Source organism: Hydrogenophaga sp. RWCD_12, from assembly GCF_046604225.1.
GTDB lineage: Bacteria > Pseudomonadota > Gammaproteobacteria > Burkholderiales > Burkholderiaceae_C > Hydrogenophaga.
This window is the reverse complement of record NZ_JBKIXC010000001.1, coordinates 1,146,118-1,166,221: the sequence shown is the minus strand read 5'-3', so window position 1 is coordinate 1,166,221 and position 20,104 is coordinate 1,146,118. Positions and strand designations below refer to the sequence as shown.

Genomic DNA, 20,104 nt, shown 5'->3' with positions numbered 1-20,104 from the left:
CCCGAACTCCTGGCGGAGTGTCTCAAGCAAATGTCAGAAGAAATTCCATCCGTTGCCGATCTGAATTCGCCATCCCCAATGGCTTTTCCCGCATCGGGGAAAGAACGCCGTTTGAATCAAATCGCGAGGAACAGCTCCTGGTGGGAAATGCCGGCTTCCTCGAACGCTTCGCCGCGGCGTTGCCAGCCCAGCCGGTCATAGAAACCGATCGCGCTTCGCTGCGCGTGCAGCATGACCTCATGGTCGCCCCTGGCACGGGCGGCGTCGACCAGGGCCTGCAAGACCTGGGTACCCAGCGATCCGCCCCGCAACACGCGATTCACCGCCAGCCGGCCGATCTGCGACACGCCCGGTGTGCCAGTCGGAATCAGACGACCGGTGGCCACCGGCTGTCGCAGCCGGTTGCGCGCCATGGCGTGCACGGCGTCCAGGTCGGCCGCATCGTGTTCCAGGTCCTTGGGGATGCGCTGCTCTTCGACAAACACGGCCGTGCGCACATTGCTGGCGTCCGCGCCCAGAGTGGCCCAGTCGCCGACCTGCACCATGGCCATCGACTCGCCGGCCTCGTAGCCCTGCACGATGTCGCGCAAGGCCTGCGGCACCGGGCGCGAGGTCTGCGTGGCCGGATCGGCGAAAACGTAGACGATCTCGCCGGAAATCAGGTGTTCGTCGCCCCGGAAGATCGCGCCGGTGAAGGTCATGGACGAGGTGCCGATGCGGCTGCATTTCATCGCCACCTCGATCTGGTCGTCGACCCGTGCCGACGCATGGAACTCGACCGTCGCCTTGACCACATACAGGTCACCGTCGAGCTGGTGCATCGCCTGCTCGTAGGGCAGCGCCATCGCGCGCCAGTAGTCGGCGATCGCGGTGTCGAAGTACATCAGGTAGTGGGCGTTGAAGACGATCTTCTGCATGTCCACCTCGGCCCAGCGCACGCGCAGGCGGTGGAAGAAACGGAAGTCGGATCGCTTGAGCGTCATGTCTTGTGCTCCGTCGTGGGCGGCAAAGCCCGGATTATTTCGCGGCCAGCTGGATGCTCCAGAAGGCCAGGAAGCCGGCAAACAGCACCAGGGTAGAGATCGGCTTTTCTTCCACCGTGTGCGCTTCCATCAGCAACTCTTCGGTGACCAGATACAGCAACGCTGCCGCACTGAACGCGAGCACGCCACCGATCAACTGCTGCGATGCGCCCGCCAGCCACACGCTGCCCAGCGCCGCGAACAGCAGCACGGTAAGTCCGAGCGCGGCCGACAGGCCGATCACCCGCCAACCCTTGACCGTGTCCGAGGCAAGCGCCAGCCCCAGGAAAAGCAGCTCGACCGACAGGCCCAGCGCCAGGATGGTCCCGGCCTCGCCATTGGCGGCAAAACCGGCGCCAATGATGAAGCCGTCGGTCGCCACATCGATGAAGGTCGCCAGCAGCAGGCCCATGCCGAGGCCTTGCGCCGCGTGGCCCGCTTCCGAGGCGTGTTCCAGCCGCAGGGTCCAGAGCTTGAGCCCGTACATGAACAGGCTGCCCAGGGCGAACGAGCCAATCACGACGCCAGCGCTCGCATGTTCGCTGGCGATGTCGGGCAGCAGCTCCACCGCGAGCGCCGCCAGGATCACGCCGGCCGCGAAGTGCTGGACAAGGCTGCGAAACTGGTGCGAAGGGTTCCAGAGGGCGGCGATCACGCCACCCACAGTGGCAACCACCGCAGGGACGGTCATGGTCAGGAGTTGGTGGCTGTTCATCCCGGACACCCTAGCCGCGCGGCATTAACCGCGCCTTAGCCAGCGGCCTGATCACCCGAAGGCGTGGCGCAGCGCCCGCGCCGCGTCGTTGTGGGCCGTCATCGCCTGCGGGATCGCGCGGCCGAACTGGATGAAGCCGTGCACCACGCCCGCATAGATTTCCAGGTCGACCGGCACACCGGCCATGCGCAGCCGGTCGGCGTACATCACGCCTTCGTCGGTCAGGCAGTCGCACTCGGCAAGCCCGATCCAGGCCGGTGCCACACCGTCGAGTTCGCGCACGTGGCCGCTCTCGTCGACCCCGTCCAGCGGTGCAAAGCGCCAGTCGTCGCGGTCGGCGGCGCTGCGCAGGTACTGGCCGAAGAAGTAGCTGATGTGCGGTTCTTCGAGCAGGAAGCCGTCGGCGAAGGTCTTGTGCGAGGGCGTGTCCTGGTGACCGGCGGTGCCGGGATAGAACAACAGTTGCAACGACAGGGGTAGTCCTGCGTCGCGCGCGGCGATGGCCGTGACCGAGGCCAGGGTGCCGCCAGCACTGTCGCCGCCGACCGCCAGCCGCGTGCCGTCCAGCCGCAGCGCGCTGGCCTGTTCGCCGAGCCACACCAGGCTGTCCCAGGCGTCGTGCACCGCGGTCGGAAACTTCCATTCGGGCGCCAGCCGGTAGTCGACCGAAACCACGGCGCAATGCGACAGATGGGCCAGGTGGCGGCAAAGCGGCTCGTGCGTGGCGACGCTGCCGACCGTGAAGCCTCCGCCGTGCAGATACATCAGCACCGGCAACGGCTGCTCCGACGCCGGCGCGTACAAGCGGGCCGGAATCTGAAAACCGTCGCGTGCGGGAATCAACAGATCCTCGACCCGCGCCAGCTTGTGTGGCGCCATGTCCAGCACCCCGGCGCCGGCCTCGTAGGCGCGCTTGGCCTGGTCGGGGGACAGCGCGTGCATGGGCGGATGCCCGGCGCGCGCGATGCGGTCGAGCACGCCGCGCATCTGGGTCGTCAGCAGGGAACGGGGATTCGGGTGGTGCGACATGGAGCGGGATTGTGGCTGTCTTTTGGGCGACCCTTGGACATGGCGGCGACATAGGCCGTTGCCACCGCGGGCCGTATAGTTTTCCAGCCGGAACCCACCCCCACCAGAACGAGACAAGCCATGGCCCAGATTCTCTACATCACCAACATCCTGATCGACTTCGGCGCACTCGCGCAACTGCCGGCCGAGTGCGAACGGGTCGGCATCCGCCGCCCGCTGATCGTGACCGACGCGGGCGTCAAGGCGGTCGGTCTGCTGGACAAGGCGCTGGCCGCCCTGCTCGGCCTGCATCCGGCGGTGTTCGACCAGACGCCGTCCAACCCGACCGAAGCCGCCGTCCGCGCCGCTGTCGGCATCTACAAAGCACAAGACTGCGACGGCCTGATCGCGCTGGGCGGCGGCAGCGCCATCGACTGTGCCAAGGGCGTCGCCATCGCTGCCACGCACGAAGGTCCGCTCAAGACCTACGCCACCATCGAGGGCGGCTCGCCCAAGATCACGACCGCCGTGCCACCGCTGATCGCCATCCCGACCACCGCCGGCACCGGCAGCGAAGTCGCGCGCGGTGCCATCGTGATCGTCGACGACGGCCGCAAGCTGGGCTTCCACAGCTGGCACCTGGTGCCCAAGACCGCCATCCTCGACCCCGAGCTGACCCTGGGCCTGCCACCGATGCTGACCGCCGCGACGGGCATGGACGCGATCGCGCACTGCATGGAAACCTTCATGGCGCCGCCGTTCAACCCGCCGGCCGATGGCATTGCGCTGGACGGCCTGCAGCGTGGCTGGGCACACATCGAGCGCGCCACCCGCGACGGCAGCGACCGCGAGGCACGCCTGAACATGATGAGCGCCTCGATGCAGGGTGCGATGGCGTTCCAGAAAGGTCTGGGCTGCGTGCACTCGCTCAGCCACAGCCTGGGAGGCGTCAACCCGCGGCTGCACCACGGCACCCTCAACGCCATGTTCCTGCCCGCGGTGATCCGCTTCAACGCGGAAGCCGACTCCATGAAGAAGGAGCGGCGGCTGGAGCGTATGGCGCAGGCCATGGGGCTGGCCGGTGGCAGCGACCTGCCCGAAGCCATCAAGGACATGAACGCCCGGCTGGGCCTGCCAACCGGGCTGGCGGCCATGGGCGTGACCGAAGACCTGTTCGACAAGATGATCGCGGGCGCCATGGCCGACCATTGCCACAAGACCAACCCGCGCATCGCCACGCCGGACGACTACCGCGCCATGCTGCTGGCCTCGATGTAAAGAAAAAGAGCCCGACCGGCGGACCGGACGGGCTCTTTGTGCAAACAGGCTGGCCGCTTACTTGCGCTTGACCGTGTACTTGCTGTCCAGGAAGGCTTCCGGGTAGCCCTCGCCGTCCTTGGCTGCGTCGGGATCACCGATCTGCAGCACGTCGCCAGCGGCGTACAGCAAGACCTTGCCGTTGCCCTGGTCGGAAGCGCCTGAGAACTTGTCGGCGGTCACACCGGCAATGTCCTTGGTGCCGTCGTGGTTCATCGACATGTTGGTCAGGACCTTCTTGTCCTTGACCACGGGGCCGGAGCACGAAGTGCCGAGGTAGCCGTAGGCGATCACGTTGCCGGTGAAGCTGGTGGGCGAGGTCTTGGTGAAGTCGGCGCGCAGCTTGGCCGAAGCGCCGCTGTCCGAATAGCAGTCCGATTCCCAGGTACCGATGTAGCGTGCCACGACGTCGCCGGAGGTGTCTCCGGCCAGGGCGGGACCACCGTCACTGCCACCGCAGGCGGTGGCCAGGGCTGCCACGGCGAGGGTCGCGGCCATCAGCTTGAATCGGGGAAGCATCGTCATCGGAGGGTTTCCTTCAAAGGGCGGTTTGAAAAGCCAACTGGCGGTGAAAAGGTCGCCTGAGTCTGGCGGCCTGGCTCGGGGAGCGATTTTGCCTGAGCAGCGCAGGCGTCAATGACTGTTACAGAGATATTTCGGATTGCGGGCGAATCCGCCGCCCTTCCGTGATCAGCTTCGTGCCACGTCGATGGCGTCTTGGGTCGAACGCAGGATGCCTCGCACCAGCGGGAACATTTCTCCGATCGCATCCAGCAGACTGCCCACGGCCAGGCTGCACACGCTGAGCAGATGGGTTTGCGCAAAGCTGGCTTCGCTGTCGGCCTCATCGTCCTGCTGCAGACTGTTGCGGATCGCTTCCGAGAGCCCGTCCATCTCCAGAATCTTCAGCCGGGCGGGCGTCGAGGTCGAGGTCATGCCCATGCGCGACCAGTACGCCAGTCCGACCTGCTCGATCAGCGCCCGGTCCATCGACGCTGTCATGACCTCACTGATCCAGGGCACCAGTGGCGCCAGGTGAGATTTGTGTGTCTCGTCCGTCAGCACGCGGTCCACCAGCGCACTGGTCTGACCGATGAAATCTGCCAAAGACACTTTGAAGCTCTCAAACTGTTCGTCGTCGTTCATGGTGTTCACCTGGATGGGCTGAGGAAGTTCGGTACAGGGCCTGCTCGGCTGGTGCCAGCACGCAGACGACGCATCAAAGGGATATCGGCAAGTACGCCGGGAACCTTGATACCCGACCTGCCTCAGACCGTCTGCACAACACCGCCGATAATCCGTCCCCATGCGTTTCCTGATCGATTTTTTCCCCATCGCGCTCTTTGTCGGCTCCTACAAGCTCGGCGACATCTACACCGCCACCGCCGTGCTGATGGCAGCCACCGTGGTGCAGACCGGGATCATTTACGCCATCGACCGCAAGCTGCAGACCATGCAGAAGGCCACGCTGGCACTGATCCTGATCTTCGGCGCCCTGACCCTGGCGTTGCACGACGAGCGCTTCATCAAGTGGAAGCCCACGGTGCTGTACGCGAGCATGGCCATCGTGCTGGCCGCCGCGCTCTGGATCTGGAAGAAGAATTTCCTGCAGATCCTGCTGGGAAGCCAGCTCAGCCTGCCCGAAGCCGTCTGGGCGCGGCTGACCGTGATCTGGGTCGCCTACTTCGCCTTCATGGCCACCATCAACGGCTACGTCGCGGCCAACTACTCGACCGAAGACTGGGTCAACTTCAAGCTCTGGGGTTACATCTTCCCGGTGGTCTTCATCGTCGGCCAAGGCCTGTACATCGCCCGGTACCTCAAGGGCGACAGCGAACCGGGAGCCGGCTCGTGAGCGCGGTGGTTGCGACCGCCGATGCGCTGCGCGAGGCCCTGCAGACCGCGCTGACGCCCAGCCACCTCGAAGTGCTCGACGAAAGTGCGGCCCACGCCGGTCACGCCGGGGCCAACGGCCAGGGTTTTGGCACCCATTTCCGGGTCCGCATCGCCGCCCCTTCCTTCGCGGGCAAAAGCCGCGTGGCGCAGCATCGCCTTGTGTATGATGCGCTGCGCCATTTCACCGACGCCGGCCTCCATGCGCTGGCCATCGAAATCCACCACGGAAACACACCATGAAGTTCTCCCTGTCGGCACTGACCGCAGCCACCCTGATTGCAGCCGCCCCGCTGGCTTTCGCGCAGAACGTCGCCATCGTCAACGGCAAGGCCGTGCCCACCTCGCGCCTGACCGTGCTGGAACAGCAGATCGCCGCCTCCGGCCGCCCGGTCGACGACGCGACCCGTGCCCAGATCAAGGAAGAAGTCATCCTGCGTGAAGTGTTCGTGCAGGAAGCCCAGAAGCGCGGCATTGCTGCCACCGACGACTACAAGAACCAGATGGAACTGGCTCGCCAGACCATCCTGATCCGCGCGCTGTTTGCCGACTACCAGAAGAAGAACCCCGTCTCCGACGCGGTGCTCAAGGCCGAATACGACAAGTTCACGGCGGCCAACGGTGGCAAGGAATACCGCGCCCGCCACATCCTGGTCGAGAAGGAAGACGAAGCCAAGGCCATCATCGCGGCCATCAAGGGCGGCGCCAAGTTCGAAGACCAGGCCAAGGCCAAGTCCAAGGACCCCGGATCCGGCGCCAACGGTGGCGACCTCGACTGGGCCAATGCCGCCAGCTACGTGACCGAGTTCTCCGAAGCCATGATCAAGCTGGACAAGGGCCAGATGACCGAGGCCCCGGTCAAGAGCCAGTTCGGCTACCACATCATCCGCGTCGACGATGTGCGCCAGGCCAAGCTGCCCAGCTTCGAAGAACTCAAGCCGCAGATCGCCCAGCAGATGCAGCAGCAGAAGCTGGCCGAGTTCCAGAAGAGCCTGCGCGAGAAGGCCAAGATCCAGTAAGGGTCGCTTCTTACCGGCAAAAAGCGCGGCACCGTCCGCGCTTTTTTTTGGCCCAACGGCAATGGATCTGTCCGTGCGCGGTTAATTGGATTTGATCAAATATTCCAAATAAATCTCTTGGATGCCACAATGCGACATCTATTTGATCAAATCTAACCATGAACGACCCCACCGACATTCGCGCCTTTCTGGCCGAGCACCGCATTCACGAGGTTGAGTGCGTGATCCCTGACATGACCGGGATCGCGCGCGGCAAGATCCTGCCCAAGGACCTGTTCCTCAACTCCGGGCACATGCGCCTGCCCAAGAGCGTGCTGCTAAACACTGTCAACGGGCAGCAACCCGACAACGCCGCGTTTGTCGGCGATACAGACCCGGACATGGTCTGCGTGCCCGACATGTCGACCGCGCGCATGGTGCCGTGGGCGGCCGAACAGGTCGCGGTGATCATCCACGACTGTGAGGAGTTCGACGGTTCACCGGTCGCGCTGTCGCCACGCTGTGTGCTGCGCCGGGTGCTGGCGTTGTACGACGCACAGGGCTGGCAGCCGGTCGTTGCCCCCGAAATGGAGTTCTATCTGGTCGCGCGGCACCAGAACCCGCACGAGCCGCTGCAGCCGCCGCTGGGCCGCACCGGCAAGCCCGAGGCCGGCCGCCAGTCGTACTCGATCGACGCGGTCAACGACTTCGACCCCTTCTTCCTGGAGCTTTCGCGCTTCTGCGAGGTGCACCGCCTGGGCGTCGAGACCCTGATCCACGAAGCCGGCGCCGGCCAGATGGAGATCAACTTCACCCACGGCGACGCGATGGACCTCGCCGACCGGGTGTTCCTGTTCAAGCGCACGGTGCGCGAAACCGCCCTGCGCCACGGCATCTTCGCCACCTTCATGGCCAAGCCGATGGAGGCCGAGCCCGGCAGCGCGATGCACATCCACCAGAGCATCCTCGACCGGGCCACCGGCCGCAACATCTTCAGCGACGACGACGGCGCGGTGACCCCAGCCTTCCGCCACTACATCGCCGGCCTGCAGCGCTATGTGCCGCAGGTGATGCCGATGCTGGCGCCCTACGTCAACTCCTACCGCCGCCTCTCGCGCTACATGTCGGCGCCGATCAATGTGCAGTGGGGTTACGACAACCGCACCTGCGGCATTCGCGTGCCCGAGTCCGACGCCGCCAACCGCCGGCTGGAGAACCGCGTGCCGGGCGTCGACGTGAACCCCTATCTCGCCATGGCCGCCACGCTGGCCGCCGGCTATCTGGGCATGGTCGAGAAGCGCCAGCCGACCGAGCCCATGAAAACCAGCGCCTGGGACCGCGACCAGGAGCTGCCCGGCCACATGGAAGACTCGATCCGCCGCATGCGCGAGTGCGAGGCGCTGCGCGACGTGCTGGGCGGGGCCTTCATTGACGCCTTCCTCGCCGTCAAGGAGGTGGAGTACTCGACGTACAACCGCGTGATCAGCTCCTGGGAGCGCGAACACCTGCTGCTGCTGGTCTGAGGAGGCGCCAATGAACAGCCCGACCACCACCCAACGTCCTGGCCGGTTAGGCCTGGACTGGCTGCGCGCGCTCGACTTCCTCTCGAAAGAACGCGAACGCTTCGCCGACGCCAACCCGCAGTCCTCCCGCCTGGCCGACCGGGCCCGCGAACACCTGTTGTTCGGCGTGCCGCTGCACTGGATGAACGACTGGGGCACGCCGTTTGCCCTGCACGTTGACCACGCCAGCGGCGCCATGGTCACCGACGTCGATGGCCACGTCCTGACCGACTTCTGCCTGGGCGACACCGGTGCCATGTTCGGGCATTCCCCCGCGCCGGTGGCAGCCGCCGTCTCGCGGCAGGCGACCCGCGGCTACACCACCATGCTGGCGACCGAAGACGCTGCCGTGGTCGGCGAACAGCTGGCGCAGCGCTTCGGCCTGCCGGTATGGCAGTTCGCGATGAGCGCCACCGACGCCAACCGCTACATCGTGCGCTGGATCCGTGCCGCCACAGGGCGCCAGAAGATCCTGGTGTTCAACGGCTGCTACCACGGCACCATCGAAGACGTCTTCGTCGACCTGGTCAACGGCCAACCGGTGCAACGCGACAGCCTGCTCGGGCAGGTGCACAACCTGCTGGACCACACGGCGGTGGTCGAGTTCAACGACCTCGCCGCCCTTGACGCTGCTCTGTCGACGGGCGACGTCGCCTGCGTGCTGGCCGAACCGGTGATGACCAACATCGGCATGGTGCTGCCCGAGCCCGGGTTCTGGGACGCGGCGCAGAAAATCATCCGCCGCCACGGCACGCTGCTGGTGATGGACGAGACCCACACCATCAGCACCGGCCCTGGCGGCTATGCCCGCGCGCACGGCATCGAGGCCGACGCCCTGGTGCTGGGCAAACCGGTCGGCGGCGGCGTGCCATGTGCGGTCTACGGCATGAGCGCCGACCTCGCAGCCCGTGCGGAGAAAGCCAAACGGGATGCCCCGCCCGGCCACAGCGGCATCGGCACCACGCTCACCGGCAACATGCTGGCCATGGCCGCGATGCGCGCCGCCCTCACCGAAGTCATGACACCCGAGGCCTACGGCCAGATGCTGGCGCTGGCCGAACACCTGGCCGCCGGCCTTCGCACCGTGATCGGCCACCACGGCCTGCCCTGGTGCGTGACCCAGGTCGGCGCGCGCACCGAGTTCCAGTTCTGCCCCGCGCCACCGAAGAACGGCAGCGAGGCCGACCGCATCCTCGACGGCGAGCTGGAGCACCTGATCCACCTCGGCCTGCTCAACCGCGGCGTCATGATCACTCCCTTCCACAACATGATGCTGGTCTGCCCGGGGACGACCGTGGACGATGTGGCCCAGTTGCTCGGTGCACTTGATGAGGTTCTGGCCGCCATCACGCCCGAACGTTGACACGCTGACATGAAAACGCCCGCCCCGACCCAGCAGGACCAGACCTACGCGCAACTGCGGCAATGGGTCACGGTGGGCAAGTTCCTCCCGGGTGAGCGCCTCAAGATCCACGCCATCGCCCAGCAACTGGGGGCAGGCGTCATGCCGGTGCGCGCTGCCCTGCAGCGGCTGGCGGCAGAGGGTGCGCTGGTCAACGTGCCGCACGCCGGCATGCAGGTGCCCCGGCTCTCGCTGGCCGAGTTTGACGATGTGCTTCAGACCCGGATGCTGCTCGAAGGCGAGGCCGCCGAACGCGGCGCGCACCGTCTGGACGCCGCCGGCGTGACCGAACTGCTGGCGCTGGAGCAGCAGATGCGCGACGCGCTCCGGACCAACGACGCCAAGGGCTACCTCGACGCCAACGAACTGTTCCACCTGCGTCTGTACCAGGCCGCCGCCTCGCCCACCCTGCTCGCTCTGATCGAGACCGTCTGGCTCAAGGTCGGGCCGCTGTCCAACAAGCTCTTTGAAGTGCCGGCATCGCTGCGTGTGATCAACGACGCTCACGAAGACGCCGTCATGGCGCTGCGGCTGCGCGACAGCGCCGGCGTGCGGCGCGCGATCGAGAAGGACCTGTTCGTGGCGGCGCAGTTTCTGCGACCGTTTTGCGCCTGATCCGGCTCAGCCTCGCCACCAGACCACGGCGCTCAGCAGACCGATCATCACCGGCTGGTGCAGCAGGTAATACGACAGGCTCCAGCGTCCCAGCACCACCAGCGTGCGCTTGGGCCCGACCGCCCGGGCGTCGTCCGCGCCCAGCCACTGCGGGCGGTTCCTAAGCATCCAGCGCCCGGCCGCCAACCCCCACCACATCACGCCCAGCCAGGGTAGCACCGGCGCGTAGTCTTCCGTCACAGGCAACCGGCTGATGAACCCGAGAGCGTTGAAGCCGGGGTGGTTGAGAAAGGCCAGCGATGGCAGCGCAGCGATCACCAGCGGGGCGACCCATTTCATCGAGATCGCCAGCGCCCCCAGCGGCCAGAGCCAGACGCCCCAGCCCGCCGTCAGCCGCACCAGGATCAGCATGGCAGCGATGCCGTGCAGGATGCCGAAGTAGATGAAGGTGTCCGGGAACATCAGCCACGAGCCGAGGCTCACCAGCAGCGCCCCGCCCGCGACCTGCGCCCAGCGCCTCCAGAACCGGGGCCAGCGCTGCCCCTGCTCCACCGCCACCGCCTGCGACAAACCGGCGGTGAACAGGAACAGGCTCACGATGCAGGTGCGCTGCCAGGTCCAGAACGGGTCGTCGTAGAAGTTCTGCTCGGTGAACCCGAAGTAGGTCAGGTCGAAGCAGAAATGGAACACCGTCATCCACAGCATCGCCACCGCGCGCAGGAAGTCGATGCGGTCCAGCCGCGGCGTCGGAGCGCGCTGCGCGGCCGACATCAGTCCAGGCACGACTGATGGTGGATCGACAGCAGCAGCTGCGCCAGCTCCCGCGGCGCGCTGACCATCGGGTCGTGGCCGGTCGCCAGTTCGTACACCCTCCAGCCGGGCTCGCTGCGCACGCGCTTGCGCGCGGCGTCGATGGTCGGCAGCGGCGGGTTGGTGCAGTCGATGAAGCTGTGCGGCACTGCCCAGACCAGGGCCGGGTCGAACAGCAGGGTCTCGTGGTACAGACGGTAAGGCTGCGGCGTCTGGCGGCGGTTGACCCAATCGCGGTCGGCGCCGCTCAGGCCAAACACGCTGGCGTCTGGCGGCGGAAAGCTCAGTCCGCCGCTGGTGTCCTGCGCCTCGGCCGCGCGCTTGGCCACGGTCTCGGGCGAGTGCGGTGAGCTCCAGCTGTTGCCCGGATCGGGGATGCCGGCGTCGAGATAGACCAGGTGCTTGAGCAGGCCAGGGTGCGAGCGCTGCAGCCGGTCGGCCACGCAGGTGATCAGGTTGCCGGCGTAGCTGTGGCCGACCAGCACCACGCGCTCCAGTTCTTCGGCCTCAATCAGGCCAGTCACATCCTGGATATGGGTCTTGATGCCGACGTTGGGGCTCAGCAGGTGCGCCCGCTCGCCAACACCGGTGAGCGTCACGGCGTGGGCATCGACCCCGGCACCCCGCAGCAGCGGCAGCACGCGCTTCCAGCACCAGGCGCCATGCCAGGAACCGTGGACGAGAACGATGCTGGTGCGGGAAAGGTCTAGGGGTGCAGACATGGGCGATCTCCGGGAAAATATCGGGTTCGTCGTTTGGCCCTGATTCTGCCTGCTCCTGCCCATGCTGCCCCACCAACTCGAACTGCTTGCCCCCGCCCGCGACGCCGACATCGGCATCGAGGCCGTGAACCACGGGGCCGACGCGGTCTACATCGGGGGCCCCGGTTTCGGCGCCCGCGCCACCGCCGACAACGAGGTCAAAGACATCGCCCGCCTGGTGCAGCACGCGCACCGCTACAACAGCCGCATTTTCGTGACGATGAACACGATCCTGCGGGACGATGAGCTGGAGCAGGCGCGCAAGCTGGCCTGGCAGCTGTACGACGCCGGCGTGGACGCGCTGATCATCCAGGACATGGGCCTGCTGGAAATCGACCTGCCGCCGATCCAGCTGCACGCCAGCACCCAGACCGACATCCGCACGCCTGAAAAAGCCCGCTTTTTGCAGGACGCAGGCCTGTCGCAGATCGTGCTGGCGCGGGAACTGACGCTGCAGCAGATCGCCGCCATCGACGCCGCGCTCGGGCCGAAGGTCGCACCGGGCCGCGCCATCCTCGAATTTTTCGTGCACGGCGCGCTCTGCGTGGCCTACAGCGGCCAGTGCTTCATCAGCCACGCCCACACCGGCCGCAGCGCCAACCGCGGCGACTGCTCGCAGGCCTGCCGCCTTCCTTATGAGGTGAAAGACAGCCAGGGCCGCATCGTGGCGCACGACAAGCACGTGCTCTCGATGAAGGACAACAACCAGAGCGACAACCTGCGCGAGATCATCGAAGCTGGCGTGCGCAGCTTCAAGATCGAAGGCCGTTACAAGGACATGGCCTACGTCAAGAACATCACCGCGCACTACCGCGTGCTGCTCGATGACATCCTGGAAGAACGCCAGAACTCATCAAGCCCGCTGGCCCGCGCCAGCAGCGGCGAATGCACCTTCCACTTCCAGCCCGACCCCGACCAGAACTTCAACCGCGAGTTCACCGACTACTTCGTGCAGGGCCGCAAGGAAGACATCGGCGCCTTCGACACCCCCAAGAACCCCGGCCGACCGATCGGCCACGTGACCGCCACCGGTCCCAACTTCGTCGAACTGCAGACCGATGACAAGGACACGGTCATCCACAACGGCGACGGCCTGTGTTACCTGGACTTGCAGAAGGAACTGGTGGGCCTGCAGATCAACCGGGCTGAGGCCGTGAACAAAAAGGGCCTCTGGAAGGTGTTTCCCAAAGACCCGATGGAAGGCTTCAAGGACCTGCGCAAGGGCGTGCAAGTCAACCGCAACCGCGACATGGACTGGGTGCGCGGACTGGAGCGCAAGTCATCCGAACGCCGCATCGGCGCCTGGCTCACGCTGGATGAAACCGCCCAGGGCCTGAGCCTGACCGTGACCGACGAAGACGGCCACAGCGGCAAAGCCACCCTGCCCGGCCCGCTGCAGGACGCCAAGGACCCCAACCAGGCCGACGCCAAGCTGCGCGAGAACCTCTCCCGCCTGGGCGATACCCTGTTCCAGCCGCTGGACGTGACGCTGAACCTCCAGGGCCCGCGTTTCGTGCCGGCCTCGCAGCTCAACGCCCTGCGCCGCGATGCGGTGGAACGCCTCGAAGGCGCGCGCGCCGCGGCCTGGCACCGCCTGCCGCGCGCCAAGCCGGTCGAGCCGCCGGTGAACTACCCGGAAGACACGCTCACCTATCTGGCCAACGTGTTCAACCACAAGGCGCGCGACTTCTACGCAAAGCACGGTGTGAAGGTGATCGCCGCGGCCTACGAAAGCCACGAGGAAGAAGGCGAAGTCAGCCTGATGATCACCAAGCACTGCGTGCGCTTCAGCCTCAGCCTCTGCCCCAAACAGGCCAAGGGCGTGACCGGCGTGCAGGGCACGGTGCGCGCCGAACCCATGCAGCTGATCAACGGCAAAGAGAAACTGACGCTGCGCTTCGACTGCAAGCCTTGCGAGATGCACGTGGTCGGCAAGATCAAGCGCAGTGTGTTGAACGCGGTGCCTGAAAGCCCGGTGAAGTTCTACCGGACACGGCCACAACAGTCGGCCTGAGCCAGGGCGTCAGGCCGGCGGCAGCAGCGACCCGACCAACCCGAGCGCCAGCAGCAGGCCGCCGGGGACGACGACCAGCCAGTCCAGCCCCGCAATGCGCGCATTTGGCGCGTGGTCAGGCGCGAGGGCGCGATTGACTGTGTTCGCGGCGTTCTGCACCGGTACGACGATGAACATCGCGAGGAAGTATGTGAGCAATCCGTAGGGAGCGGGCAACCACCCCAGCAGACATAGAACGATCCACCCGGTGGCGATCGGCCCGGCCGCCCAACGGCTGGCATCGGGCGCCGACTGGTGTCTCAGGATGCGCCGGAACAGCGGAAAGGCGAAGAAAACCGCCAGCACGGTGCGACGTGCCGGCGAAAGGGACTCACTTCCCTGATCCCGGACAAGCTTCCAGTTCCGGTACATCCAGTAGGTCTGATAGATGCCCAAAGTGCAGATCGAAAGCACCACCAGCTTGCGCGCCGACACCGCGAAGAAGACGGGCTGGGCCTTGACCTCATGAGACGTTGCGCCAAGGCCCTCACTGACAAGGGACTCACTCATCCCTCCTCCCGCGCTTCCACCACCAGTTCCTTCACGCCCACGCCCTTGACCGCCGCCAGCGCACGGATGCGAATGCCCTCTTCCGCTTCGAGGCGAAGGCGCTGGTGGTAGTCCAGACCGTCGGTCTGGCCGGGGTTGTGGGCGGGGATGCGGCGTGACCACTGGCGCCGGCCGTCGAACTCCACGGTCAGTTCCAGCCAGGCGCCATCGATCACCGCCGCCGGCACGTTCACCAGCAGGCTGACGTCGACGTCAAAAACACGTCCCCGGCCGTTGAGGCCGGGGATGTTCAGGACAGCGACACTGTCGCTGCCCTCGACGCGCCAGTGCTCGGGGGCGCTCCCTTTGCTCACCGTGTCACTTCGCCGCTTCGCCCTGCGTGCTCCAGTGGTTGGCGCGATCGTCGAGCCAGCCGTCGTCGCGCTGCAGCGAGAGCCAGGTGTTGAGCAGGTTCAGGAAATCGGCGTCGCCCTTGCGGATCGCCATGGCGGCCTGCGTGGTGGCCAGAGGCTTGTCCAGCGGCAGACGCAACTGACCGGCGCCCTTTTCTTCGACCATCGCCGGTGCGATCGTCGGCAGCAGCGTGGCATGGGCCTTGCCGGCGCGCACGGCTTCGAGCGGGTCGGCGACATCGGTTACCAGCGTGGCCTTGGGGAAGATGCGCTTGGCCAGCTGGGCCTGCACCGTGTTGGCATCGACCGCGATGCGCACGTCCGGCTTGTTGAAGTCTCCCAGGGAGCGCGCGTTCGGGGTCAGCTTCTGGCTCGCGACCAGGTGCACACCTTCGACCACGGTGGGCTGGGTGAAGTTGACGACCAGCGCGCGCGGCACGGTGACCCAGAGACCCGAGATGATCACGTCGAACTGGTGCCCCAGCAGATCGGGAACGACCTGCGGCCAGGAGGTCTGCACGAACTCGATGTCGACGCCCAGATCATTGGCCAGGCGGCGCGCCAGATCGACGCTGTAGCCACTGAGTTCGCCCTTGGCATTGACGTTGACCATGGGAGCGTCGGGCACGACGCCGATGCGGATCGTGCCGCGCTGGCGGATGGTGGCCAGGGTGTCTTCGCTCGGGCCGCGGTAGACCGGCGCCACATCGGGGCGCGCCGGACGTGCAACGACATCCGTCTCGGTCGGTACGTATCCACTGGCGCGGGGTGTCTTGGTCTGTGCCTGTGCGAAGGCGCTGGCTCCGCCCAGGGCCAGTGAGGCTGCCAGCGCGACCTGCATCAGGCGCTGGCCGAAATTGGGGTGATTTGTCTTGGTCATGTGTTTGCTCCCTCCTGATCAGTAACCGCCACCGGTGCGCTGAAAAATGACCCGATGGCTGGAATCGCGGTCGTCGACGGCTTCAAAGCCGTTGCCTTGGCGCGAGATGTAGAACACGTGGCGCCCTGCCTCCATGCGGTTGCCGCGCACATAGCCGCTGAAGCTGTTGTTGCCGGCGTAGCCCGAGAGATTGCCGCCTGGCAGGATATTGACCTGCACGTTGGAACCCTCGTAACTGTCGTAGCCACTGAAGTTGCCGACTGCCCAGGAAGAGACATCTCCCTGCTGGCTCGAATTGTTCTTGCTGTTGGCAATGGCGCCAAGAATGGCAATCCCCGCGATGGCGCCGAGTGCCGTTTTCTCGCCATGCGACAGGCCACCTCCCCCGCCTCCGACCCTGAACTCCGCGGCGCATCCCTGGTCCACCCAGACACCACCACGGTCGTAACCCCATGTGCGGTTTTCCCGGCAGCCAGTCTTCGAAAGCTGCTGAATCAGGTTGACGCGGCTGTCGGTCCGGATGGGGCAATAGCGGTAGCGATAGCTTTCGCTCTCACAGCGAATGGTTGACTGGGCCTGTGCGGCCAACGGTCCGACGGCCAGGACCACGCACATCGTGGCGCTGAGCGCGCGTTGAAAGTTGAAACCTGGCATGTGATCCTCCATAAATGATTGCGGACTCGAAAACGCGTACCACAGGGTTTCCGCCGCGGTCGCCCAATGGAGATGATGCCTCAATGCAGAAGGATTTTCTTCACGAAACCCAGTGCGAGAGTTGCCAAAACGCACCAGTACCAGCACCTACGTATACTCAACTTCGTCTTTTTTCAGGGAGATTTCGATGCCTAGACTTGCACGTTCTTTGACGCTGGCCGCCTCCGCCAGCACCCTCTTCATTGCCCTGACCGCCTGTGCCGCCACCGGCGGGCCGGCCGTCAACCAGTCCGGCGAGTTCACCGGCAAGATCGTCGGCCCTGTCGAGTTCGGCCAGCCCGGCGAGGGCGCCGGCCTCAAGGCCTACGGTCTGGAGCTCGCCACACCGTTGAAGCTTGACGACAAGGCCGACTGCGGGGAACAGACCACCCTCGTCATCCCGGTGGAAAGCACTTTGATGGCTCCCCATGTCGGCAAGACCGTGGTGCTCAAGGGCACGCCCTACTGCCGCGTCAGCCGCTCCGGCAAGTACCACCTCAAGGACGTGACCGTCCGCTGAACGCGACGCCTGGCGTCCCAAGGCGGGCAGTGCGCCTGAAGCACTGCATTTCACAGGGAGCAAAAACATGGGTGACCCCAACAAGATCACTGGCCTCATCAGGACCGAAGGCACGACCCGCGTCTACCAGATGGACGACGGCTCGGTCGAAACGCGCGAAGGAGGCACAGTCTCCTGGCGCAACAACAATCCGGGCAACCTCAAGTTCGGCTACGCCAACAGCGCCGACAAGACGGTGCACACCACCCGTACCAAGGACGAGGCGCTGGCCGCGGCACAAAAGAGGTACCAGGGCGTGGTCGCACTGGACCAGTGGGGCAACGCGGTGTTCGAAACCGAAGCCGCCGGCCGCGCCGCCAAGGCGCAACTGCTGCGCGAAAGCCATGGCGACAAAACGATCCCGGAAATGCTCAAGGGCTACGCGATCGATGACTACAGCGGCAAGGCCAACACCGACGCCTATGCCAAGTCGGTCTATGCCGAAGGCGACCGCCAGGGTGTCGACCTGCGCGGCAAGAAGATCAGCGACCTGAACGACAAGGAGTTCAGTGCCCTGCTCGACGGCATGAAAAAGGTCGAGGGATTTCAGCCGGGCACCGTCACACGCACACAGCCACGCGCCGACGCCGGTACCACCCCCCTGACACCCGAACAGCAGCGGGTCCACCAGATGGCCACCGATTCGCTGGGGCGACAGCTGGTCGGCTCCCACTCCCCGGAACAGGTCGACGCCCTCGCCCGCTCGGCCGCCCTGACCGCGTCAGACAACCCCGCGCGCGGTGCCGTCCAGGGCGTGTTCCTGAGCAAGGATGGTCACACGATCGGCATCAAGCAGGAATTCGGGATCAGCGAGATCGGTGTGCAGGATGCACTGAACCGCCAGAAGGAAGCGCCTTCGGCTGCGGTCGCTTCGCAGGACGCGCCGCAACAGCAGATGGCGCCGCAGCCGGAAACACCGCCACTGGCCGCGGCCGCCCGCTGAGCCGCAGCCTCAGCAGCCCGTGCCCCGGCAAGCCAGCACCACTGGGCTCACCGGCAAGCCCTTCCAGGCCGACGGCGTGTCCAGCAGCTCGACCCTGGAGATCGCCACCTCGCCGGGCACGTTGATCACGAAGCGGCGGAAGCTGGCCGATTGCAGCGGATCGGTGGCGCCTGTCCTGAAGGCGCCGTCCGGATCGTTGAAGGCGCGGAAGCTGCCCTGCAGCAGGACGTGCCGCACCGTTCCACCCGCGTAAGTCACCTTCACGGTGTAGTCGCAGCCGGAGTTGACGCAGTACCAGCGCCACGGCACGTTCTGGCTCCAGGACGCCAGCGGGTTGATGTTGGTGCGCTGGGCAGCGTCGGTCGGGTCGATCTGCTGGATCAGGTTGCCGGTGTACGAAAACGACGGGTAGATCTGGGTTGCGCCGGCTGTGCCGGCCTTGCTGATGGTCAGTGCAATGGTGGTGACCGGCACGTTTTTCTGCACCGGGAAGTTGCCCAGCAGACCGTCCTGCGCATAGGACGTGGTCGCGGGCGTGTAGTCGGTCCAGCGCATTGCCGTCCGGTCCCAGACCTTGTAGCCGCTGGCGCGCGCGGCATCGGGCACCACGTAGGTGGCCTCCATGTGCCGCTGCATGATGCCGGTGCTGGCGTCGGAGAAGGTGGCGAACTTGTACGAAGGGTCCTGGTCGCCCGCGCCGCTTTGCATCGGGTCCTGCTTGACGCAGCGGCCCTGGGCGTCGATGGCGCGCGCGTGGCCGCCGAAGGTGTGGCTGGCGCAGCCGCTGTAGCGCGACGACGTGGTCGGCATGAACGGCGGCAGGAACTCGTTGCGGACCGCGTCGTAGCCCCAGGCCGAGCCCGCCAGGCTGCCCCAGAGGTAAGGGTATCTGTTGCCATCGTAGGCTTCACCGACATGGCTCAGGTCCATGGCGTGGCCCTGCTCGTGCACAAACACGCCGGTGTAGGACGAATCGCCCGCACCCGTATCCCCGCCCACGGAGCCCAGACCACCCGCCGGCCCTTTGTAGGCGCCCGCGCTGTTCTGCATGATGGTCGGCGCGTAGTACTGCACGTTCTGGCCGCTCTCGCCATTGGCCCGCATCACGTCGCCCAGCGTGCCCAGCACGGTGCCCAGCGAGACGGCCGGCGAGCTCTGGACCTTCTCTTCGTCCTTGTTGTTGGCAATGTAGGCCGCGTTGGTGCCGTCAGGGGGCAGCACCAGGTAGGGCCAGTTCACGCGCTGTGCCGGATGGAGGTTGACGTTGAGCGTTGACACCGGCCACTTGGCGAACAGCTCGTTGACGGTGGCCGCGTTGGGGCCGCTGGCCTGCGCAAACGGCATGTCGGTGTCGTCGGCGCCATAGAGATAGAACGGCAGGATGCGCAGGTTGACGGTCATGTCGGCCCCCACCGACACCGCCTGCAGGCGGCTGGAGCCCAGGTTGGCCGCGCGCACACTGAGTTGCAATCCGCTGCTCATCCAGGCCGCCGGCACCACCGCGCTGTGGCGGTCGGTGGCGTAGGCGGGGCCACTGGCCTCCGTGCGGGGCAACAAAGCCGGTGCATTGAGCGCCACCTCGCCGACCAGCGCTCCGTTGAGCCAGCCTTGCAGCACGGGCGATGCCGGGTAGGGTGTAGTGAGCTTGACCAGGGCCAGCGCCGAGCGCTGACCGACGAAGTGGATCGACTCGGAGGCCCCGGTCATCACCCAGCTCTTGCCGCTCAGGGGCAGCACGTGGGTCTGCGCCAGTTCCATGGACTGCACACGCACCATGCTGTAGGGCTTGTGCAGGTTCCGGGCGACCATGGCCTGACCGAGCTTTTCCGTTCCAGCGTCGGCCGTGGCTGCAAGGCGCGCGCCGTCGCCGGACTTGTCGGTCGGGGAATCGGTTTCGCCCCCGCCGCACGCAGCCAGCGTCAGGAGCAGCGCCCCCCATCCCAGGGGCTTGAAAGGCCGGTCAAACATGAG

Annotated in this window: 22 protein-coding genes; 10 read left to right on the top strand and 12 right to left on the bottom strand. The window is 66.0% G+C overall.

Annotation, left to right across the window (positions count from 1 at the left end; all coding sequences use genetic code 11):
* Nucleotides 1–116 precede the first annotated feature (116 nt).
* From ACLIJ1_RS05490 to ACLIJ1_RS05480, 3 genes are read right to left on the bottom strand one after another with little or no spacing between them, the layout of a single operon-like run.
* Nucleotides 117–983 carry a YbgC/FadM family acyl-CoA thioesterase gene (locus tag ACLIJ1_RS05490; RefSeq protein WP_411364459.1) on the bottom strand — a complete coding sequence of 289 codons (867 nt, stop codon included), beginning with the start codon at nucleotides 981–983 and terminating at the stop codon, nucleotides 117–119.
* Between the two features lie 34 nt (nucleotides 984–1,017).
* Complete coding sequence (locus ACLIJ1_RS05485) at nucleotides 1,018–1,737, bottom strand: ZIP family metal transporter (protein ID WP_411364458.1); 720 nt, start codon at nucleotides 1,735–1,737, stop codon at nucleotides 1,018–1,020.
* Nucleotides 1,738–1,788: 51 nt separating this feature from the next.
* On the bottom strand, nucleotides 1,789–2,766 hold the full coding sequence (locus ACLIJ1_RS05480; RefSeq protein WP_411364457.1) for an alpha/beta hydrolase: 978 nt from the start codon (nucleotides 2,764–2,766) through the stop codon (nucleotides 1,789–1,791).
* Between the two features lie 120 nt (nucleotides 2,767–2,886).
* Between ACLIJ1_RS05480 and ACLIJ1_RS05475 the strand changes: the two genes are divergently transcribed.
* Nucleotides 2,887–4,023, top strand: a complete 1,137-nt coding sequence (locus ACLIJ1_RS05475; RefSeq protein WP_411364456.1) for an iron-containing alcohol dehydrogenase — start codon at nucleotides 2,887–2,889, stop codon at nucleotides 4,021–4,023.
* 57 nt (nucleotides 4,024–4,080) lie between these two features.
* On the opposite strand, the gene ACLIJ1_RS05470 is transcribed toward ACLIJ1_RS05475, so the two are convergent.
* Together ACLIJ1_RS05470 and ACLIJ1_RS05465 are read right to left on the bottom strand one after the other, a co-directional pair.
* On the bottom strand, nucleotides 4,081–4,587 hold the full coding sequence (locus tag ACLIJ1_RS05470; protein WP_411364455.1) for a hypothetical protein: 507 nt from the start codon (nucleotides 4,585–4,587) through the stop codon (nucleotides 4,081–4,083).
* A 165-nt stretch (nucleotides 4,588–4,752) separates the two neighbouring features.
* A complete protein-coding gene (locus tag ACLIJ1_RS05465) occupies nucleotides 4,753–5,208 on the bottom strand; it encodes a hypothetical protein (RefSeq protein ID WP_411364454.1) in 456 nt (151 codons plus the stop codon).
* Nucleotides 5,209–5,368: 160 nt separating this feature from the next.
* On the opposite strand from ACLIJ1_RS05465, the gene ACLIJ1_RS05460 reads away from it, so the two are divergent.
* The 6 genes from ACLIJ1_RS05460 (at nucleotide 5,369) to ACLIJ1_RS05435 (ending at nucleotide 10,532) form a co-directional block, all read left to right on the top strand.
* Nucleotides 5,369–5,917 carry a septation protein A gene (locus ACLIJ1_RS05460; protein ID WP_411364453.1) on the top strand — a complete coding sequence of 183 codons (549 nt, stop codon included), beginning with the start codon at nucleotides 5,369–5,371 and terminating at the stop codon, nucleotides 5,915–5,917.
* Complete coding sequence (locus tag ACLIJ1_RS05455; protein ID WP_411364452.1) at nucleotides 5,914–6,198, top strand: BolA family protein; 285 nt, start codon at nucleotides 5,914–5,916, stop codon at nucleotides 6,196–6,198. The genes ACLIJ1_RS05460 and ACLIJ1_RS05455 overlap by 4 nt, the downstream gene beginning before the upstream one ends.
* Complete coding sequence (locus ACLIJ1_RS05450) at nucleotides 6,195–6,974, top strand: peptidylprolyl isomerase (protein WP_411364451.1); 780 nt, start codon at nucleotides 6,195–6,197, stop codon at nucleotides 6,972–6,974. The genes ACLIJ1_RS05455 and ACLIJ1_RS05450 overlap by 4 nt, the downstream gene beginning before the upstream one ends.
* Before the next feature lie 158 nt (nucleotides 6,975–7,132).
* A complete protein-coding gene (locus tag ACLIJ1_RS05445; RefSeq protein ID WP_411364450.1) occupies nucleotides 7,133–8,476 on the top strand; it encodes a glutamine synthetase family protein in 1,344 nt (447 codons plus the stop codon).
* A gap of 10 nt (nucleotides 8,477–8,486) precedes the next feature.
* A complete protein-coding gene (locus ACLIJ1_RS05440; protein WP_411364449.1) occupies nucleotides 8,487–9,878 on the top strand; it encodes an aspartate aminotransferase family protein in 1,392 nt (463 codons plus the stop codon).
* A 9-nt stretch (nucleotides 9,879–9,887) separates the two neighbouring features.
* Nucleotides 9,888–10,532, top strand: a complete 645-nt coding sequence (locus ACLIJ1_RS05435) for a GntR family transcriptional regulator (RefSeq protein ID WP_411364448.1) — start codon at nucleotides 9,888–9,890, stop codon at nucleotides 10,530–10,532.
* Between the two features lie 6 nt (nucleotides 10,533–10,538).
* Here ACLIJ1_RS05435 and ACLIJ1_RS05430 read toward each other — a convergent pair whose 3' ends face one another.
* Together ACLIJ1_RS05430 and ACLIJ1_RS05425 are read right to left on the bottom strand one after the other, a co-directional pair.
* A complete protein-coding gene (locus tag ACLIJ1_RS05430; RefSeq protein ID WP_411364792.1) occupies nucleotides 10,539–11,303 on the bottom strand; it encodes a DUF1624 domain-containing protein in 765 nt (254 codons plus the stop codon).
* Nucleotides 11,303–12,064, bottom strand: a complete 762-nt coding sequence (locus tag ACLIJ1_RS05425) for an alpha/beta fold hydrolase (RefSeq protein WP_411364447.1) — start codon at nucleotides 12,062–12,064, stop codon at nucleotides 11,303–11,305. Before ACLIJ1_RS05425 ends, ACLIJ1_RS05430 begins: the two co-directional genes overlap by 1 nt.
* A 55-nt stretch (nucleotides 12,065–12,119) precedes the next feature.
* Here ACLIJ1_RS05425 and ACLIJ1_RS05420 point away from each other — a divergent pair, with 55 nt between their 5' ends.
* Nucleotides 12,120–14,117, top strand: a complete 1,998-nt coding sequence (locus ACLIJ1_RS05420; protein ID WP_411364791.1) for a peptidase U32 family protein — start codon at nucleotides 12,120–12,122, stop codon at nucleotides 14,115–14,117.
* A gap of 9 nt (nucleotides 14,118–14,126) precedes the next feature.
* Here the strand turns inward: ACLIJ1_RS05420 and ACLIJ1_RS05415 are convergent, their stop codons facing one another.
* The 4 genes from ACLIJ1_RS05415 to ACLIJ1_RS05400 are packed head-to-tail and all read right to left on the bottom strand — an operon-like array spanning nucleotide 14,127 to nucleotide 16,739.
* Nucleotides 14,127–14,666, bottom strand: a complete 540-nt coding sequence (locus ACLIJ1_RS05415) for a DUF4234 domain-containing protein (protein ID WP_411364446.1) — start codon at nucleotides 14,664–14,666, stop codon at nucleotides 14,127–14,129.
* On the bottom strand, nucleotides 14,663–15,019 hold the full coding sequence (locus ACLIJ1_RS05410) for a hypothetical protein (protein WP_411364445.1): 357 nt from the start codon (nucleotides 15,017–15,019) through the stop codon (nucleotides 14,663–14,665). Before ACLIJ1_RS05410 ends, ACLIJ1_RS05415 begins: the two co-directional genes overlap by 4 nt.
* Nucleotides 15,020–15,023: 4 nt before the next feature.
* Nucleotides 15,024–15,938 carry a transporter substrate-binding domain-containing protein gene (locus tag ACLIJ1_RS05405; RefSeq protein ID WP_411364444.1) on the bottom strand — a complete coding sequence of 305 codons (915 nt, stop codon included), beginning with the start codon at nucleotides 15,936–15,938 and terminating at the stop codon, nucleotides 15,024–15,026.
* An 18-nt stretch (nucleotides 15,939–15,956) separates the two neighbouring features.
* Nucleotides 15,957–16,739: a DUF3011 domain-containing protein gene (locus ACLIJ1_RS05400; protein ID WP_411364443.1), complete on the bottom strand. Its 783-nt coding sequence runs from the start codon at nucleotides 16,737–16,739 to the stop codon at nucleotides 15,957–15,959.
* Between the two features lie 40 nt (nucleotides 16,740–16,779).
* Between ACLIJ1_RS05400 and ACLIJ1_RS05395 the strand changes: the two genes are divergently transcribed.
* The gene (locus ACLIJ1_RS05395; RefSeq protein ID WP_411364442.1) at nucleotides 16,780–17,151 is read left to right on the top strand and encodes a hypothetical protein; all 372 of its coding nucleotides are present in this window, start codon (nucleotides 16,780–16,782) and stop codon (nucleotides 17,149–17,151) included.
* Nucleotides 17,152–17,218: 67 nt separating this feature from the next.
* Entirely contained in the window at nucleotides 17,219–18,133 is a 915-nt protein-coding gene (locus tag ACLIJ1_RS05390) for a hypothetical protein (RefSeq protein ID WP_411364441.1), read from the top strand.
* Nucleotides 18,134–18,142: 9 nt separating this feature from the next.
* Here ACLIJ1_RS05390 and ACLIJ1_RS05385 read toward each other — a convergent pair whose 3' ends face one another.
* Nucleotides 18,143–20,101 (bottom strand): M66 family metalloprotease, encoded by a 1,959-nt coding sequence (locus tag ACLIJ1_RS05385; protein WP_411364440.1) that lies wholly within the window; start codon nucleotides 20,099–20,101, stop codon nucleotides 18,143–18,145.
* Nucleotides 20,102–20,104: the final 3 nt, after the last annotated feature.